The organism is Micromonospora sp. B9E7 (assembly GCF_039871815.1).
In the GTDB taxonomy this organism is placed as follows: Bacteria; Actinomycetota; Actinomycetes; order Mycobacteriales; family Micromonosporaceae; genus Micromonospora.
Window position 1 is genome coordinate 232126 of the sequence record NZ_JBDPLX010000006.1, and the last position, 17118, is coordinate 249243.

General features: G+C 71.2%; 18 protein-coding genes. 11 read left to right on the forward strand and 7 right to left on the reverse strand.

The window, feature by feature from the left end; translation table 11 throughout:
- Position 1: 1 nt before the first annotated feature.
- The gene (locus ABGB10_RS12390) at positions 2 to 1255 is read left to right on the forward strand and encodes a sigma-70 family RNA polymerase sigma factor (protein WP_347661010.1); all 1254 of its coding nucleotides are present in this window, start codon (positions 2 to 4) and stop codon (positions 1253 to 1255) included.
- Between the two features lie 18 nt (positions 1256 to 1273).
- On the opposite strand, the gene ABGB10_RS12395 is transcribed toward ABGB10_RS12390, so the two are convergent.
- Positions 1274 to 2374, reverse strand: a complete 1101-nt coding sequence (locus ABGB10_RS12395; protein ID WP_347661011.1) for an ionic transporter y4hA — start codon at positions 2372 to 2374, stop codon at positions 1274 to 1276.
- An 89-nt stretch (positions 2375 to 2463) separates the two neighbouring features.
- Between ABGB10_RS12395 and ABGB10_RS12400 the strand changes: the two genes are divergently transcribed.
- Positions 2464 to 2826, forward strand: a complete 363-nt coding sequence (locus ABGB10_RS12400; protein ID WP_347661012.1) for a metalloregulator ArsR/SmtB family transcription factor — start codon at positions 2464 to 2466, stop codon at positions 2824 to 2826.
- Positions 2823 to 3317 (forward strand): SRPBCC family protein, encoded by a 495-nt coding sequence (locus ABGB10_RS12405; RefSeq protein WP_347661013.1) that lies wholly within the window; start codon positions 2823 to 2825, stop codon positions 3315 to 3317. The genes ABGB10_RS12400 and ABGB10_RS12405 overlap by 4 nt, the downstream gene beginning before the upstream one ends.
- Here ABGB10_RS12405 and mug read toward each other — a convergent pair.
- Positions 3314 to 3877, reverse strand: a complete 564-nt coding sequence (gene mug, locus ABGB10_RS12410) for a G/U mismatch-specific DNA glycosylase (protein ID WP_347661014.1) — start codon at positions 3875 to 3877, stop codon at positions 3314 to 3316. The two genes, ABGB10_RS12405 and mug, sit on opposite strands and share 4 nt — an antisense overlap.
- 74 nt (positions 3878 to 3951) lie before the next feature.
- Here mug and ABGB10_RS12415 point away from each other — a divergent pair, with 74 nt between their 5' ends.
- From ABGB10_RS12415 to ABGB10_RS12435, 5 genes are all read left to right on the forward strand, one after another.
- Positions 3952 to 4695: a methyltransferase domain-containing protein gene (locus ABGB10_RS12415; protein WP_347661015.1), complete on the forward strand. Its 744-nt coding sequence runs from the start codon at positions 3952 to 3954 to the stop codon at positions 4693 to 4695.
- Positions 4696 to 4732: 37 nt separating this feature from the next.
- On the forward strand, positions 4733 to 5542 hold the full coding sequence (locus ABGB10_RS12420) for a CPBP family intramembrane glutamic endopeptidase (RefSeq protein WP_347661016.1): 810 nt from the start codon (positions 4733 to 4735) through the stop codon (positions 5540 to 5542).
- A gap of 106 nt (positions 5543 to 5648) precedes the next feature.
- Positions 5649 to 6380: an alpha/beta hydrolase gene (locus tag ABGB10_RS12425; protein WP_347661017.1), complete on the forward strand. Its 732-nt coding sequence runs from the start codon at positions 5649 to 5651 to the stop codon at positions 6378 to 6380.
- Positions 6381 to 6921: 541 nt separating this feature from the next.
- A complete protein-coding gene (locus ABGB10_RS12430) occupies positions 6922 to 8058 on the forward strand; it encodes a ThuA domain-containing protein (RefSeq protein WP_347661172.1) in 1137 nt (378 codons plus the stop codon).
- A gap of 86 nt (positions 8059 to 8144) precedes the next feature.
- Positions 8145 to 10982: a PQQ-dependent sugar dehydrogenase gene (locus ABGB10_RS12435; RefSeq protein WP_347661018.1), complete on the forward strand. Its 2838-nt coding sequence runs from the start codon at positions 8145 to 8147 to the stop codon at positions 10980 to 10982.
- A gap of 71 nt (positions 10983 to 11053) precedes the next feature.
- On the opposite strand, the gene ABGB10_RS12440 is transcribed toward ABGB10_RS12435, so the two are convergent.
- The 3 genes from ABGB10_RS12440 to ABGB10_RS12450 all read right to left on the reverse strand — a co-directional run bounded on the left by ABGB10_RS12440 (position 11054) and on the right by ABGB10_RS12450 (position 13145).
- Positions 11054 to 11998 (reverse strand): acyltransferase domain-containing protein, encoded by a 945-nt coding sequence (locus ABGB10_RS12440; protein WP_347661019.1) that lies wholly within the window; start codon positions 11996 to 11998, stop codon positions 11054 to 11056.
- Between the two features lie 51 nt (positions 11999 to 12049).
- Positions 12050 to 12634 carry a hypothetical protein gene (locus tag ABGB10_RS12445; protein WP_347661020.1) on the reverse strand — a complete coding sequence of 195 codons (585 nt, stop codon included), beginning with the start codon at positions 12632 to 12634 and terminating at the stop codon, positions 12050 to 12052.
- Positions 12635 to 12716: 82 nt separating this feature from the next.
- Positions 12717 to 13145 carry a VOC family protein gene (locus ABGB10_RS12450; protein WP_347661021.1) on the reverse strand — a complete coding sequence of 143 codons (429 nt, stop codon included), beginning with the start codon at positions 13143 to 13145 and terminating at the stop codon, positions 12717 to 12719.
- Between the two features lie 205 nt (positions 13146 to 13350).
- On the opposite strand from ABGB10_RS12450, the gene ABGB10_RS12455 reads away from it, so the two are divergent.
- A complete protein-coding gene (locus tag ABGB10_RS12455; protein WP_347661022.1) occupies positions 13351 to 14379 on the forward strand; it encodes a hypothetical protein in 1029 nt (342 codons plus the stop codon).
- Between the two features lie 67 nt (positions 14380 to 14446).
- Complete coding sequence (locus ABGB10_RS12460; RefSeq protein WP_347661023.1) at positions 14447 to 15355, forward strand: NAD(P)H-binding protein; 909 nt, start codon at positions 14447 to 14449, stop codon at positions 15353 to 15355.
- Here ABGB10_RS12460 and ABGB10_RS12465 read toward each other — a convergent pair.
- The gene (locus ABGB10_RS12465; RefSeq protein ID WP_347661024.1) at positions 15352 to 15789 is read right to left on the reverse strand and encodes a GNAT family N-acetyltransferase; all 438 of its coding nucleotides are present in this window, start codon (positions 15787 to 15789) and stop codon (positions 15352 to 15354) included. The genes ABGB10_RS12460 and ABGB10_RS12465 overlap by 4 nt on opposite strands.
- Here ABGB10_RS12465 and ABGB10_RS12470 point away from each other — a divergent pair.
- Positions 15679 to 16464 carry an SDR family oxidoreductase gene (locus tag ABGB10_RS12470; protein WP_347661025.1) on the forward strand — a complete coding sequence of 262 codons (786 nt, stop codon included), beginning with the start codon at positions 15679 to 15681 and terminating at the stop codon, positions 16462 to 16464. The genes ABGB10_RS12465 and ABGB10_RS12470 overlap by 111 nt on opposite strands.
- A gap of 181 nt (positions 16465 to 16645) precedes the next feature.
- Here ABGB10_RS12470 and ABGB10_RS12475 read toward each other — a convergent pair whose 3' ends face one another.
- Positions 16646 to 17086, reverse strand: coding sequence for a VOC family protein (locus ABGB10_RS12475; protein ID WP_347661026.1), 441 nt, complete (start codon positions 17084 to 17086; stop codon positions 16646 to 16648).
- Positions 17087 to 17118: the final 32 nt, after the last annotated feature.

Here is a 17118-nt window from a genome sequence, read left to right on the forward strand (position 1 = left end):
GGTGCCCGAGACACGGGTCGAGGACCTGCTGCGCGAGCTGGCGCCGCAGGTCCTCGGCGCGCTGGTACGCCGGTACGGGCACTTCGACACCGCCGAGGACGCGGTGCAGGAGGCGCTGATCGCCGCGGCCGACGGTTGGCCGCGCGACGGCGTACCGGAGAACCCGCGCGGCTGGTTGGTCACCGTCGCGTCCCGCCGGCTGACCGACCTGCTACGCCGCGACCAGGCCCGGACGCGGCGGGAGGACAGGGTGGCCCGGTGGGTGCTGCCGGAGCAGTGGCGCGCTCCGCCGGCTGACCGACCGCGTGCGGACGCGGACGACACGCTCGTCCTGCTCTTCCTGTGCTGCCATCCGGCGCTGTCGCCGGCGTCGCAGATCGCGCTCACGCTACGCGCGGTGGGCGGGTTGAGCACCGCCGAGGTGGCCCGCGCGTTCCTGGTGCCGGAGGCGACGATGACCCGGCGGATCAGCCGGGGAAAGCAACGGATCCGCGACAGTGGACTGCGGTTCGCGCCACCCACCGAGGCGGAGCGGGCCGACCGGCTCGCCGCCGTGCTGCACGTGCTCTACCTGGTCTTCACCGAGGGGTACGCGCGCACGGCCGGCCCGGGGTTGCTGCGCGCCGACCTGACCGCCGAGGCGATCCGGCTGACCCGCCTGGTGCACCGGCTGCTGCCCGAGGACCCCGAGGTCACCGGGCTGCTCGCGTTGATGCTGCTCACCGATGCCCGCGCTCCGGCGCGGATCGGCCCAACCGGTGAGTTGGTGCCCATGGCCGAGCAGGACCGCTCCCGGTGGCGGGCCGACCAGATCGCCGAGGGGATCGAACTGATCACCCAGGCGCTGCCGCGCGGGGTGGTCGGGGCGTACCAGCTACAGGCCGCCATCGCCGCCGTGCACGACGAGGCGCCCAGCGCGCGGGACACCGACTGGGCGCAGATCACCGCCCTGTACGAGGTGCTGCTGGGCATCTCGGACAACCCGGTGGTGGCGCTCAACCACGCGGTGGCGGTGGCGATGAGCCGGGGCCCGTCGGACGGGTTGGCGCTGCTCGCCGAGCTGGCCGGCGACGCGCGGTTGGCCGACGACCCGCGGCTGCCGGCCGCTCGCGCCCACCTGTCGGAGATGGTCGGTGACCGGGTCGCGGCGCGGGAGGCGTACCGGATGGCGGCGGCACGGTCGACGAACCTGGCGCAGCAGCGCTACCTGAACGCCCGCGCGGAGCGTCTCGGCGACCCGCCGCTCGCCGGCTGACCCGGCGGGCGGTGCGGATCACGGGCTGGCGGCCAGGAACACGAAGGCGGCCAACAGCACCAGGTGCACGCCACCCTGGAGCACGTTGGCCCGGCCGGGTACGACGGTCAGCACGCCGGTCACCGCGGTCAGCGCGAGGAGGGCGAGCTGGGTGCCGCCGAGGCCGAGCAGCAGCGGGCCGTCCAGCCAGATCGAGGCGATCGCGATGGCCGGGATGGTCAGGCCGATGCTGGCCATCGCGGAGCCGAGAGCCAGGTTCAGGCTGATCTGCACGCGGTCGCGGCGCGCGGCGCGGGCGGCGGCCAGGGTCTCCGGCAGCAACACCAGCAGGGCGATGATCACACCGACGAACGCGTGCGGCAGGTTCGCCGCCGCGACACCGGCCTCGATGGTCGGCGAGACGGTCTTGGCGTCACCGACCACCGCGACCAGTGCCACCAGCAGCAGGCCGAGGCTGACCAGCGCCGCGCGGGTGGTGGGCGGCTTGGCGTGCTCCTCCGCGTCGATGACCTGGCCGCGGCTGTCGACCGGGAGGAAGTAGTCGCGGTGCCGGCCGGTCTGCACGAGCACGAACAACCCGTACAGCGCCAGCGAGGCGACGGCGGCGAAGGCGAGCTGGGCGGGGCTGAACTCCGGGCCGGGGCGGGCCGTGGTGAAGGTCGGGATGACGAGGCTCAGGGTGGCCAGGGTGATCACGGTCGCGAGGGCCCCGCCGGTGCCCTCCGGGTTGAACACCGCGACGCGACGGCGCAGGGCACCGAGCAGCAGGGACAGGCCGAGTATTCCGTTACAGGTGATCATGACGGCGGCGAAGACCGTGTCGCGGGCGAGCGACTGGGTCTTCTCCGGCCCGCTGATCATCAGAGTGACGATGAGGGCGACCTCGATCACGGTGACGGCGACGGCCAGCACCAGCGAGCCGTACGGCTCCCCCACCCGGTGGGCGACCACCTCCGCGTGGTGCACGGCCGCGAGCACCGCGCCACCGAGGAGAACCGCGACCACCACGATGACCGGCCCTGGCAGGCTCCGTCCCCAGGTGAGGATCAACACCAGAACGGCGAGCACGGGTACGACAAAAGTCCAGTCGGTCATGCGGGAGCGAAGGAGGGCGGCCATGGCGTAAAGAGTGCCAGGTCAAGTGATCATGTGCCCACCATCGACGCACCGACACCGCTGACGCGTAACCCATAGGTTACGCTTCAGCGGTGGACGAGGTGGCCACCGCGATTGCGGACCCGGTGCGACGGCACATCCTGACCATGTTGCGCGACGAACCTCTGGCGGCTGGCGACATCGCTCGACGGTTCGTGATCAGCCGACCCGCCATCAGCCGCCACCTGCGGGTGTTGCGCGAGAGCGGGCTGGTTCGCGACGAACTGGTCGGTCGGCAGCGGGTCTACCACCTCGACCCGGGTCCCCTCGCGCCACTGGTCGGCTGGCTCGCCGGGCTCGCCGGCACCGACCGGTGGGAGCGGCATCTCGACGCGCTGGAGACCGAGGTCTATCGCACCCGCCGGGAGCGCCGCAGCCGCGGCCCGGCGGCCCACCGAAGGGAGAACACGGCATGACCCGCACACCCGCCGGACGCCTGTTTCGCACCGCCACCGGCCACGACCTCGTCCTCACCCGCACGTTCCGCGCCCCGGCGGGGGACGTCTGGGCCAGCCTGACCGAGCCGGAGCGCACAGCCCGCTGGTTCGGCCCCTGGGAGGGCGACGCGGCGCCCGGACGCAGCATCCGGGTGCAGATGGCGTACGAGGAGCAGCAGCCCTGGTGCGACGTTCGGATCGACGCCTGCGAACCGGAGCGGCATCTTGCCGTCTCGATGATCGACAGCTACGGGACCTGGCTGTTGGAGCTGACGCTGACCGAAGCCGACGGCACCACCGAGCTGCGGTTCGTCCAGCACCTCACCAGCGTGGAGGGCATCGCCGAGGTGGGCGCCGGCTGGGAGTACTACCTGGACATGCTCGTCGCGTCCCGGGACGGCTCCCCCCGCCCCGACTTCGACGACTACCACCCCGCGATGCAGCCCTACTACCAGGAACTGGTCGCCTAGACCTCCTGCCGCAGCCGGGCGAACTCGGCGGTCAACGCGGGTAGCGGGAAGTGCGCGTTCAGGCCACTGGGGTTCGGCAGCACCCAGACCCGGGCCGGGCCCAGCCGGTCGGGCTGCGGGCCCAGCCCGGCCCTGGGCCGGGCGAAGGCGATCCGGTACGCGGTCACCCCGAGGATGGCCACCCACCGCGGCCGGTACCGCCGCGCCTTCAACGCCAACCCGGTGACACCAGCCACCAGCTCCGCCGACGTCAGCTCGTCGGCGCGGGCGGTGGCCCGGTTGCTCAGGCTGGTGATGCCCAGGCCCTGCCGCAGCAACTCGGCACGCTCCCACGGGCGCAGTTGCCGGTCGGTGAAGCCGCCGCCGTGCAGGGCCGGCCAGAACCGACTGCCCTTGCGGGCGAAGGGCAGCCCCACGGCGGCGGAGTAGAGGCCCGGGTTGAAGCCGCAGAACAGCACCCGCAGGTCGGAGCCGATCACGTCCGGCAGGCCCCGACCGGCGGCCGCCGCCACCTCCTGCGGTGTCGGCCGCCGAAACGCCCCCGCCTGCTCCGCGTCCATCCCACCGATCCTTCCGTACGACCGGGCACCGGACCCGGGGTGCGCCGCGGATCATGACTTGACACCCTCGACGGATGCAGGCAACCGACCACCTCGCCGACAGCCGCTACGCGCGGATGCGCTGGAACACACCCCTGTCCGAGGAGCACGCCACGCTGCTGCTGCGGCGACTCGACGTACGCCCCGGCGCGCGGGTGCTCGACCTGGGCTGTGGCTGGGGTGAGCTGCTGCTGCGGGCAGTCGCCTCCGGTGGCGTGTCGGGCCCGCTCGCCACCCGGGGCGTCGGCGTCGACACCGATGACGCGGCGCTCGCCCGAGGGCGGAGGCTGGCGACCAGCCGGTCCCTCGACCGGCACGTCGCCTTCGTGATGGGCGAGGCGGCGGCCTGGCAGGAGCCCGCCGACCGGGTGCTGTGCATCGGATCGGCGCATGCCTTCGGTGGCACCGGCGCCGCGCTGGACGCGCTCGCCACCGTGGTCCGACCGGGAGGCCGGCTGCTGTTCGGCGACGCCTACTGGCAACGGCCCCCGACCCCGCAGGCCGAGCAGATCTTCGGGCCCGAGGTCACGGAACTGCCCGGCCTCGTCGAGGCCGCCCGGGAACGCGGCTGGCGGGTGCTGCAGCTGAGCACCGCCGACCAGCGGGAGTGGGACGACTTCGAGTCCACCTGGCTGGCCGGTCGGCAGGAGTGGCTGCTGACGTACCCGGAGGATCCCCGCGCGGCCGACGTCCGCGCGGAACTCGACGACAGGTTGCGTCAGTACGTCGAGGGTTACCGGGGGGTCCTCGGCCTCGCCTACCTCGTCCTCGGTCGCTGACGGCCCACCGTTGACGCCACTGGCTACGCTGCGCGTGATGAGCGCCCGGCCCCGTCTCGCCCTGCCCTGGCGGGTCCTCGTCGTGTCCGCTGGCGCCGTGCTGGTGTGGTCGTTCCTCGGGGCCCTGCTCGACCGCGACTACGACCGCACCGCGCACGCCGTCGGGGCCGTCCTCACCACGGTGCTCGTCGTACCCCTGGTGGTTGTCGCCCGTCGCCTCCTGGACCGACGCCCGTGGGCCGGCCTCGGGCTGCCGTCGCTGCGCGCCGGATGGCGGCGTCTGCTGCTCGGCATGGCCTGCTGGCTGGTCCCCGCCGGGGCGGGGTTCGCGCTCTGCCTCGGCCTCGGTTGGGTCGAGATCAGCGTGCGGACGTCCGTCGGGGACGTGTCGCGCGTGGCGGCGTTGCTGGTGGTGCTCGTCTTTCTGAAGGAGGCACTGCCGGAGGAGCTGATCTTCCGGGGCTACCTGCAGCGCAACCTCGCCACCCGGCTACCGGCGTGGCAGGCCGTCGCCGGGCAGGCCGTGGTGTTCACCCTGTTCGGGTTCCTCGTCGGGGCCGCCCGGTCCGCCGACCGGCTCGCGCTCTTCTTCGTCTTCGCGCTCCTGCTGGGCGCCTTCCGGGCCGCGACCGGCGACATCTGGGCGGGCATCGGTTTCCACGTCGCCTTCCAGACGGTCGCGCAACTGTTCGGCGACGTGGGGGCGGTCTTCGACGTGGTCGGGTCCGACGTCCTGGGAGTCGTGGCGATGGGGGCAATCCCGTTCTCGGTCAGCTGGATCGTCGTGCGGCACCTCTACCGGGACCGCCTGGACTGGCGGGCGGTCGAACCAGAGCCGGCACGGTGACCGGCTGAACCTGCGGCGTTCGGCCCACCGACCCGGTCGGCTTGCGGAAGAGTGTCAGGCGAGAGTTGTCAGCGGTGGCACCGCGTCGTCGCGTGCGGAGGTCCAGATGAGCGCCGAGCCTGCCAGCAATGTCGTCCTGGTGCACGGCGCCTACGCCGACGGCTCGTCCTGGTCCGACGTGATCCCCCTCCTGCAGCGGGCCGGCCTGACCGTCACCGCGGTGCAGAACCCGCTGACCTCCCTGACCGACGACGTCGCCGCGACCAACCGCGCCCTCGACCGCCAGAACGGGCCGACGGTGCTGGTGGGCCACTCCTGGGCCGGCACCGTCATCAGCGATGCCGGCAACCATCCGAAGGTCACCGCGCTGGTGTACGTCGCCGCCCGCGCCCCGGACGCCGGCGAGGACTACGCCGCCCTCGCGGCGAAGTATCCGACACCGCCGGCGAACGCCGGTCTCGTCCACCACGACGGGTACGCACAGCTGAGCGAGGCGGCATTCCTCGACGATTTCGCGGGCGGAGTCGATGAGGTCCGTGCGCGCTCGCTCTACGCGGTGCAGGGGCCGATCGCCGACGACCTCTTCAAGGGCCGCACGACGGTCGCCGCCTGGCGGGACAAGCCCTGCTACTACTCGATCTCCACCCAGGACCGCACCACGGCGCCCGAGCTGGAACGGTTCCTGGCCGAGCGGATGAACGCGACGACGATCGAGGTCGACTCCTCACACCTCGCCATGGTCACCCACCCGGAGACGATCGCCGATCTCATCATCATGGCCACCAGAGGCGCCCGCGGCCCGGCACCGTCCGCCCAGGGACAGCCGCCCGCGCGCTGATCGTCGACACCACCTGGTTCCGCGTCGCTCTGTCGCACCTGTCGTGACGGGGAGCCACGGCGGTACGAGTGGCACGAACCCCGCCTCAGGCGGCGTACGTCGGCCGACGCGGGCTTGACGGGGCCCAGACATCGGAGGTTTACTGCGTCAGCGATAGAAGTCGATGCGGCCTGACCGTCCACTATGGCGGCCGGGCGCATCGGCGGTGCGATCGCGATCGGTCGAAGCCGGTGCGCCAGCCGTCTCCTGGCACTGTCGGTAGCGACGCGATGCTCCCCCCTCGGCGGGCGGGGAGCACCGGCACGGTAACCCGCACGGCGCAGCGTCGCGCACACCCCCTGCGGGACGATTCCACCGGCAAGGCACCACCCCGCAGCATCTCAGCCGAGCATCGGCGGCCCGGCTCCCGTACCACCGCCATCGCGGCCTCGGCGAGCCCGCACGCCCACGTGACGCGCGCGCCAGGGTCGACGCTCAGCAGAGGAGCAAGACCATGCGTTCCCGTTCCCGCCTGTTGGCACTCGTCACCGGCCTGGCCGTGATGCTGACCAGCTTGGTAGCCCTTCCGACACCGGCCTCGGCGGCACCGCTGACCAAGGTCCTGGTGTTCAGCAAGACCGCGGGCTTCCGCCACTCCTCCATTCCGAACGGCATCGCCGCGATCCAGCAGCTCGGCTCCGCCAACGGCTTCACCGTGACCTCGACCGAGGACGCCGGCCAGTTCACCACCTCCAACCTGGCCCAGTACCAGGCGGTGGTCTTCCTGTCCACGACCGGTGACGTCCTCAACGCCAGCCAGCAGACCGCGTTCGAGTCGTACATCGCCGCCGGCGGCGGGTACGTCGGCGTGCACGCCGCAGCCGACACCGAGTACAGCTGGCCGTGGTACGGCTCGCTGGTCGGCGCGTACTTCGACTCGCACCCGGCGATCCAGACGGCGACCGTGAAGATCGAGGACCAGACCAACCCGTCGACCGCCCACCTCGGCGCCACCTGGGTCCGCTCCGACGAGTGGTACAACTACCGCACCAACCCCCGGTCCAGCGCTCGGGTCCTGGCCAGCCTCGACGAGTCGTCCTACAGCGGCGGCAACATGAACGGCGACCACCCGATCACCTGGTGCAAGGCGTACGGCGGCGGGCGGGCCTGGTACACCGGCCTCGGGCACACCGAGGCGTCGTACACGGACCCGAACTTCACCCGGATGCTGCTCGGTGGCCTCCAGGTCGCCGCGGGTTCGGTGACCGCCGACTGCTCGCCGCGGACGACCACCCCGCCGCCCACCACCAGCGGCTCCACCCTGCGGGCCCGGGCCAACAACCAGTTCGTCAGCGCGCCCAACTCCACCACCGCGCTGATCGCCAACCGCGGCTCCGCCGGCACCACCGAGCGGTTCGACCTGGTCAACCTCGCCAACGGCAACGTGGCGTTGCGCGCCAAGGGCAACGGGCAGTTCGTCGCGGCCGAGAACGCCGGTGCCGCCGCGCTGATCGCCAACCGCGCCACCGCCGGCGCCTGGGAGACCTTCCAGTTGGTCCGCAACTCCGACGGCACGGTGAGCCTGCGCGCCACGGTGAACAACCGGTACGTCGCCGCGGACAATGCCGGCGCCTCGCCGCTGATCGCCAACCGGACCTCCATCGGGCAGTGGGAGAAGTTCGACCTCGTCACCAACTGACCGCGCCGCGGCTCACTCGTCACCACTCCCCCTGGTCGTGGTGCGCCCCCGCGCGCCCGGCCCCCGATCGTCGAGGAAGGACGATCATGCTTTCGAACCCCCGGCGCTGGTCCCGGGCACTCGTCGCGGCGGTCACCACCGTCGCGAGTGTGACCCTCGCCGTGGCCGCACCCTCCACCGCCGCGCAGGCAGCGGTGATTCCCGCCTCCGACTACCAACAGGTCAAACTCGCCACCGGCTCGGCCGAGCTGGGCGAGGCGATGTCCCTGGCCGTCCTGCCCAACCGCTCGGTGCTGCACACCGCCCGCAACGGCGTCCTGCGGGTGACCGACGTGGCCGGCAACACCAAGGTCTCCGGCACCCTGTCCGTCTACACCCACGACGAGGAAGGGTTGCAGGGCGTCGCCGTCGACCCCAACTTCGCCACCAACCGGTGGATCTACCTGTACTACTCGCCCACGTTGAGCACCCCGTCCGGGGACGCCCCGACCACCGGCTCGTCGTCGGACTGGGACCGGTGGAAGGGGCACCTGCGGCTGTCCCGGTTCACCCTCAACTCCGACGACACGCTCAACCTGGGTAGCGAGAAGATCGTGCTCCAGGTCGCCAACGACCGCGGGCAGTGCTGCCACGTCGGCGGCGACCTGGACTTCGACGCCGCCGGCAACCTGTACCTGACCACCGGCGACGACACCAACCCGTTCGAGTCGTCCGGCTACGCGCCGCTGGACGAGCGGACCAACCGCAACCCGCAGTTCGACGCCCAGCGCTCGGCGGGCAACACCAACGACCTGCGGGGCAAGCTGCTGCGGATCAAGCCGCAGGCGGACGGCACGTACACCATCCCGTCGGGCAACCTGTTCGCGCCCGGCACGTCCGGCACCCGCCCGGAGATCTACGCGATGGGTCTGCGTAACCCGTTCCGGATGAGCGTCGACAAGGCGACCGGCGTGGTCTACCTCGGCGACTACGGCCCCGACGCAGGCAGCACGAACTCCAGCCGGGGCCCCCAGGGTCAGGTCGAGTTCAACCGCATCGCGGCACCCGGCAACTACGGCTGGCCGTACTGCACGGGCAGCAACACGAGCACCGAAACGTACAATGAATACACCTTCCCGTCCGGGCCGTCGCAGTCCAAGTACAACTGCACGGGCGGGCCGACCAACAACTCGTTCCGCAACACCGGGCTCAGCACACTGCCCGGGGCGAAGCCGGCCTGGATCAAGTACGCGGGCGACTCCGGCTCGCCGTCGGAGTTCGGCAGCGGCTCGGAGTCCCCGATGGGCGGGCCGGTCTACCGGTACGACGCCTCGCTGAACTCCAGCATCAAGTTCCCGGCGTCGCTCAACGGCCAGTTCTTCGCCGGTGAGTACGGCCGCCGCTGGATCAAGGCCATCGCGGTCAACTCCGACGGCTCACGCGGGGAGATCTCCAACTTCCCGTGGTCCGGCACGCAGGTCATGGACATGGCCTTCGGCCCGGACGGGGCGCTCTACGTGCTGGACTACGGCACCGGCTCGAACAACCAGGCGTTGTTCCGGATCGAGTACATCGGTGGCGGCAACCGCAGCCCCATCGCGGTCGCCTCGGCCAACCCCACGTCGGGGGCCAACCCGCTGACGGTCAACTTCTCGTCGGCCGGCAGCTCCGACCCCGAGGGTGGGGCGCTGAGCTACCTGTGGACGTTCGGTGACGGCACGACGTCGACGGCGGCGAACCCCACCAAGACGTACACCACGAACGGCACGTACTCCCCCACGTTGAAGGTCACCGACCCGGCCGGGCTATCCGGCACGGCGAGCCTGGTCGTCACCGTCGGCAACACCGCCCCGACGGTGACGCTCACCTCGCCCGCCGACGGGCAGCTGTTCAGCTTCGGTGACACGGTGTCGTACCAGATCAGCGTGAGCGACCCGCAGGACGGCACGATCGACTGTTCCAAGGTGAGCCTGACCTACGCGCTGGGTCACGACAGTCACGCCCACCAGATCACCTCGAAGAACGGATGCAGCGGCTCGATCACCGTCCCGACCGACGGGGAGCACGACTCGGCGGCCAACATCTACGGGGTCTTCGACGCCGCCTACACCGACAACGGTGGGCTCACCACGCACAGCATCAAGACGCTGCAACCGAAGCACCGCCAGGGCGAGCACTTCAGCGCCCAGTCCGGTGTCCAGGCCACCGACCACACCAACGCCGAGGGCGGCCGTACGGCTGGATTCATCGAGAACAACGACTGGATCTCGTACCAGCCGTACAACCTGGCCAACGCCAACCGCTTCACCGTCCGGGCGTCGTCGGCCGGCGCGGGTGGCACCATCGAGGTCCGGGCCGGGTCGGCCACCGGAACCCTGCTGGGCACCGTCACGGTGCCGGTGACCGGCAACTGGGAGACCTTCACCGAGGTGTCCGGCGCGATCAGCAACCCGCCCACCGCGTCGACCACGCTGTACCTGGTGTTCAAAGGTGGATCCGGCTACCTGTTCGACGTCGACGCGTTCACCTTCACCACCGGCACCATCAACACCCCCACCGGGGGAATCAGCCTCCGGGCTCAGGTCAACAACCAGTACGTGTCGGCGGTCGGCACCAGCGCGCTGATCGCCAACAAGGCCAGCGTCGGCACGACCGAGCAGTTCGACCGGGTGGATGCCGGCAACGGCACCATCGCCCTGCGGTCACGCGCCAACGGGCTGTACGTCGCCGCCGAGAACGCGGGTACGGAGCCGTTGGTCGCCAACCGTACGACGATCGGTGCGTGGGAGACCTTCCAGCTCATCACCAACTCGGACGGGACGGTGAGTCTGCGTGCCACGGTCAACAGCCAGATCGTGGCCGCCGAGAACGCTGGGGCGGGATCGCTTATCGCGAACCGCGCGTCGGTCGGCTCCTGGGAGAGGTTCATCCTGACGACCAACTGACGAGCGGTGGGCCCGGTCCGTGACGGGCCGGGCCCACCGAACCAATTGGCCTTCGCCGGCCGTGGGTGTGGCTAGATCGGGAAGCGGCCGTGCCGCCAGTGCCAGTGCCGGCCGGCCCGGAGGTGGTCGACGATCGCGCGCTGGAGCACGGTGCGGCGGGGCAACTGGTCCAGCGGGGTGCTCAGGGTGCGGAACACGAAACGCAGCACCTCGACGTCGGCGTCCGGACCGTCCTTCTCCTCGTAGGGAGCCAGCTCGAACATCTGCTGGAACCGGACGATGTTGGAGCCTTCGGGTAGGTATTCCCGCAACTGCGGGTCGAGAAGCCACGAGCCGCAGGAGAACGCGGTGTAGGGCTCGTCGGGGAAGTGCCGCGCGAAGAACAACCGGGACTCGTCCAGCGACGCCGTGACCGCCTCCGGGGTCAGCGGTCCCGCGTCGGGGACGTGCAGGCTGATGGCCGTGTCGCCGCGGTGGTGTTGCAGCCGGCCCAGCTCGTAGACGCTGCCGCGCGCGTGCAGCGTCAGCCACGCCTGCATGACCGACCAACCCTCACCGCGCATCCGTCGGTCGATCGCGAGGTTGCGGCCCAGGTCCGCGAGGCTCAGCCACGACACGTCGTCGGGGACGTCGTGATCGCGGTGGTATCCCCGGGCGACGTCGACCAGGGCCAGGTACACGTACACGTAGAGGTGCCGCCAGGCGGGACCCCGGTCGCGGGGCAACTCCGGACCGGGCACCAGCCAGCCGTGGCCGCCGAGGTCGGCGTGGACCAGGGCGATCGACCGGTCGAGCAGCCAGCGCAGCTCCGGCGTCCACAGTGGCGAGGCGGGGTCAGGCCAGCCCGCCATGATCTCGGCGGCGTCGTCCGGCCGCACCGCGAGCCGATCGAGCAGCGCGGGAGCCTCGGTCTTGGCGGGCAGCGGAACCGACTGTCGATCGCCGGCGAGCTGCTCGACGCGCTCGACCTCCTCGACGGGGACTCCGAGCCGAGCGGCAGTGTCGTGCAGGTCCACCCGGGTGACCCTACCGGCGGGACGGGTCGACGGTGTGCCCGCACGTTGGTCTCAGGAGTCCGCGGGAACCCCGGCGTCGAGTTGCCCGATCATCGGTGCCAGGAGGTCGTTGAGGTCCCGGGCCAGCACCACGACCGCCCGACGCGCTGCGGCGACCACGTCGTCGTCCGGTCCGTCGGGTGTCGGCGGCAGGTCGTCGAGCGGAAGCGGCGCGTCCACCTGAAGCAGCGCGCGAAGATGCGGGCTGCGCGTCTCGTCCTGCTCGGTGGGTGTGGTGAACTGGCCGAACAGCTGCGGCCAGTCCCGCCAACCGCGGTCGCGTTGCCACTGCTTGGTCCAGGTCAGCTCGGCGGGCCAGCCGGAGACCACCGTGACCGCACAGACCATGCTGCCGTCCCACGGGCTGCGCGCGCAGGTCGCCGAGATGATCCGTCGATGCCAGCGGACGAAGCCCGGCGACAGCTCGGTGGCCACCCGCCAGGCCGTCGCCGCGAACGCGACCGGCGCGAAGTCACCCCAGGTCCCGGCGAACTCGTCGATCCGGCGGAGCACCTCGGCCTCGTACCGGCCGCGTCCGGCGGCGCCGTGCTCGCGGTCGAACTGCTCGTCCAGCCAGAAGGCGCGCGGTTCCGGCATCCTCGTCCCCGTTTCGCAGCGATGACGTCCAGCACGTCGAACCTATGCCATGCGGGGGGCGCGGGCGGTGCCCTCGCCGCGACTACCCCACGAGGACGCAGAACGGGTGACCGGCCGGGTCGGCGTACACGCGCAGCGGCTCGACGGGATCCTCGATGCGGTCGTAGCGCAGCCGGCCGCCGAGGCGCAGGACGCGCTCGTGCTGGACCAGCAGCTCCTCGACGGACTCCACGGTGAGGTCCAGGTGCAGTTGCTGAGGTACGTCGTTCTCTGGCCAGGTCGTCTCCGGCAGGTGATCCACCTGCTGGAACGCGAGCTGGGTGCTGCCGTCGGGGGACCTCAGCACCAGCCAGTCGCGACCACGCTCGTCGTCCTGACCGGCCGCTGGTGGCTCGTCTCCGGGCCGGTAGACGTAGCCGAGCAGATGCCGGTAGAACTCGGCCAGCACCCGCGCGTCGGTGCCGTCCAGCACCACCGAACCCAACCGGGGCACGCTCTGCTGATCGCCCATGCTCGATCACCTCCGGGTGTCCATTCTCGCCGCACCGCCCTGTGGTCGCACCTCGCGCCGCCGCATCCGCACCGGCGCGTTTCGCAGTCAGGCACCCGTCACTGAACGTATACGACACGACCACTGCGGACCGCACGCGTACGCCTAGCGTGGACGGCGCGACGTCGGAGCGGACCGCCTCCGGCCGCCATTCCCGGGAGGTCTCGTGCGCAGGAAACTCGGATTCGCCTCGGTGGGCATCATGCTGCTGGCCAGCGTCACCGTCGCGCAGGCCCCGGCTCGGGCCGGCACCGCCGGGGCGAACGGATCCGCGACGGTGGCCGAGGCGCGCGCCACCATCAACGGACGGCCGTCGACCGACGCGGCCACCGCGGCGTCGGCGGGCAACGCCTACTGGACACCGGCGCGGATGCGAGCGGCACGGCCCGCCCCCATGCCGGACGGGGTCGACGCTCCCGACGGGGAGGCTGTCGACCGCCCCGGCCGCGTCGGTGCGCCACGCGACGTCGCGGAGCCGACGGCCCCCCGGTCAGAGGCAGCCGGTCTGGGCGTGGCCGCCGGGGGCGGCAGCCAGGGGACCCAGGCGGTGAACGCCTCACCCGGGGTCGGCCGGGTCTTCTTCACGCACGACAACGAGGACTTCTTCTGCTCCGGCGCGACCATCAACAACCCGCAGGCGAACCTGGTGTCCACCGCCGGTCACTGCGTTCACCCCGGTGACGGCGGGTCCGTCTGGTTCGACAACTGGGCGTACGCGCCGGAGTTCACCAACGGCGAGCCGCTGCACGGCCTCTGGTTCGCCAAGGAGTTCACCTCGGTCGAGGGTTGGGTCGACTGGGGTTTCCTCTGGTGGGATTTCGCGTTCGTCACCATGCACCCGCTCGACGGCGACCGGCTCGTACACGTCACCGGCGGGCAGGGGCTCAGTGTCAACAAGTCCAAGACGCTCCTGGCGATGCTGCTCGGCTACCCGGCGGAGCCCCCGTTCGACGGCCAGTCACAGCACTTCGCCCAGGGCAACATCAAGGCCGCCGGGGCGCAGCGGGTGAAGCTGAAGAACTGTCCGCTCAACCGTGGCGCGAGCGGCGGCCCGTTCCTTCGTGCCTGGGACAACGACCTCCGGTTCGGGTTCGTCAACTCGGTGATGTCGTACAAGTTCTCCGGCAACATGTACGGCCCCTACTTCGACGATGACGTCCTGGACATCTACAACGTGGCGAAGAACAAGCAGTGACCGACGCTCGTTCGGCAGCGGTGGTCGTGGGTTGACAAGCACGGGGCTCCAGAGTGGACGATGTGGCGTGCGAATTCTCGTGGTGGGTGGCAGCGGCCTGATCGGCGCTCACGTGGTGGAGGTGCTGCGTGAGCGCGGCCATGCCACAACTGCGGTGGCGCGGACCGCCCATCCGGGGGTCGACCACCTGCTCGACGTGGGGTCCGCCTCGATCGAGGACCTGCGGCCGTTGCTCGCCGGTCACGACGGCGTCGTGTACGCCACCCGGACCGAGGAGCAGCGGCCGCTGCCCAAGCCGATCTACCCGCAGTTCCGCCGCGACAACGTCGACCCGGTGGTACGCCTGTTCACCGCCGCCCGTGCGGAGGGCCTCACCCGTGGGGTCCTCATGGGCTCGTACTACACCTACTTCGACCGGTTGCATCCGCAGTGGCGGCTCGCCGAGCGGCACACGTACATCCGCTGCCGCCTGGAGCAGGCCCGGGAGGGGCGCGCCGCCGCCGGCCTGGGTCTGCCGGTCGCCGTACTCGAACTGCCCTTCGTCTTCGGTCGGGCCGGCGACCGGCTGCCGAACTGGGCCGGCCCGCTGGACCGGTGGGCGCGCTCGCGTACACCTCTGGTGGCGCCGACCGGCGGAAGCGCCGCGGCCTCGGCGCGCAGCGTGGCCGAGGTCGCGGCCGACGCCCTGGAGCAGGCCAGCGGCGCGGACATCCCGGTCGCCGACGAGAATCTCACCTGGCACGACATGCTCGCGGGCATCGCCGAGGCGGTCGGCCGACGCCGCCGGATCACCCGGCTGCCGACCGGCGCGGCACAGGCCGCCCTGCGACTCGGCGGCGCGTTGCAGGCCCTCGCGCGCAAGGAGTCCGGGGTCAACCCCACCTACCTCGCCGACCTCCTGCTCGCCGAGCTGTTCATCGAGCCGACGACCGGCCGATCGCTGGACTCCGCGCTGCGCGAGACCTTCCCCGCCTAGGTTGGTCGCGCGAGGTACGCGGTCTTGACGTCGGCCGAGAACCCGCAGGCACGGTAGAAGGCGTGCGTCGCGGGGGTACGCGAGCCCGTCATCAGCATCGCCTTGTAGCAGCCCGCATCCCAGGCGGCCTGGAGCGTGCCGGCCATGATCTGCCGACCCAGACCGGTGCCCCGACGGGATTCCTCGACGACGACGTTCTCGATGACGGCGTACGGCGACGCCGACCGGCTGATGTTCGGGATCACGTTGAGGTACGTCGTGGCGACGACGATCCCGTCCAGGTCGAGGACGAACAGGTGCAGCCCTGGTGTGTCCACGATCTGGTGGAAGGCCACCTCGTCGGACCCATCGTCGAGCACCGGGTCGTCCGGGTTCAGTTGCCGGTAGAGACGGATGATCTGGGCGAAGTCGTCAGACCGAGCCGCACGGAACATGCCTTCAGCGTAATCAGGAAGCCAGACGCCGCCTCCGCGCGGGCTCGCGTCGTGGTCGCCTCCCGCAACCGGCGCAGCGTGGACCGCGCCCTCGCCGCCCTGCCGACCGGCACCCAGGGGTACGTCGCCGACCTCACCAACCCCGCCGACGTGTCCCGCCTGTTCCAGGGGCTCGGCCCGTTCGACCACCTCGTCTACACCGCCGGCGAACCGCTCGCGCTGATGTCCGTCGACGCCCTCGACCTCGCCGCCGCCCGTACCGCTTTCGACCTGCGCTACTTCGGCTCGCTGGCGGCGATCAACGCGGCACTGCCGTCCCTGCGGCCCGGCGGGTCGATCACCCTCACCACCGGCACCGCCAACCACCGGCCGAACCCGGGCTGGTCGGTGGCGGCCGGCATCACCGGGGCGATCGACGCGCTGGTCCGCTCGCTCGCCGTCGAACTCGCCCCGATCCGGGTCAACGCCGTCTCCGCCGGCGTCATCCGCTCACCGCTGTGGGACTCGCTGCCCGAGGAAACCCGAGAGCAGATGTACGCCCAGCTCAGCGCGTCACTGCCGCTCCGTCGGGTGGGCGAACCCGAGGAGGTCGCCGAGGCGTTCGCCTACCTCCTCCGGTCGACGTACGCCACCGGCACGATCGTGACCGTGGACGGCGGCACCCTGCTCGCCTGACCCTTGACGTGCCGCGCACCGCGCCACCCGCCCGGGTCCGCGCACCGCGCACCGCGCACCGCGCACCGCGCACCGCGCACCGGCGTCAAGATCCGAGCAGCTTCAGGGATGTAGTGGTCTCCCCCGCCCGTGAGGCCCCTACATCCCTGAAGTTGTGGTTCCTGAACGACTGCGGCGGTGCTCAGCGAAGCTGTTCGGCCAGCCCGACGATGATGCCCTCGGGGCCGCGGACGTAGCAGAGTCGGAAGACGTCCTCGTACCGCTCCAACTCACCCACGAGTTCGGCCCCGTGGCCGCGCAGGCGGGCAACCGTGTCCTCGACGTCGTCGACGGCGAACATGATGCGGCGGATGCCCAGCGTGTTCGCCGGAGCGTCCCTCGGTTCGACGCTGATCGCCTTCGGCGTGTGGAACATCGCCAGCTCGACCTTGCCGTGACCGTCCGGGGTCCGCAGCATCGCGACCTCCTGCCGGACGTCATCGACCCCGATGACCCGCTCCACCCACCGTCCCTCGACCGGCCCCCTCCCCTCCACCTCCATGCCGAGCTCGACGAAGAACGCAATGACAGCGTCGAGGTCCTCGACCACGATGAGGACGTTGTCCATCCGCTGGATCGCCATGTTGGATCTCCTCGGGTGCGGTGCGGTCACGG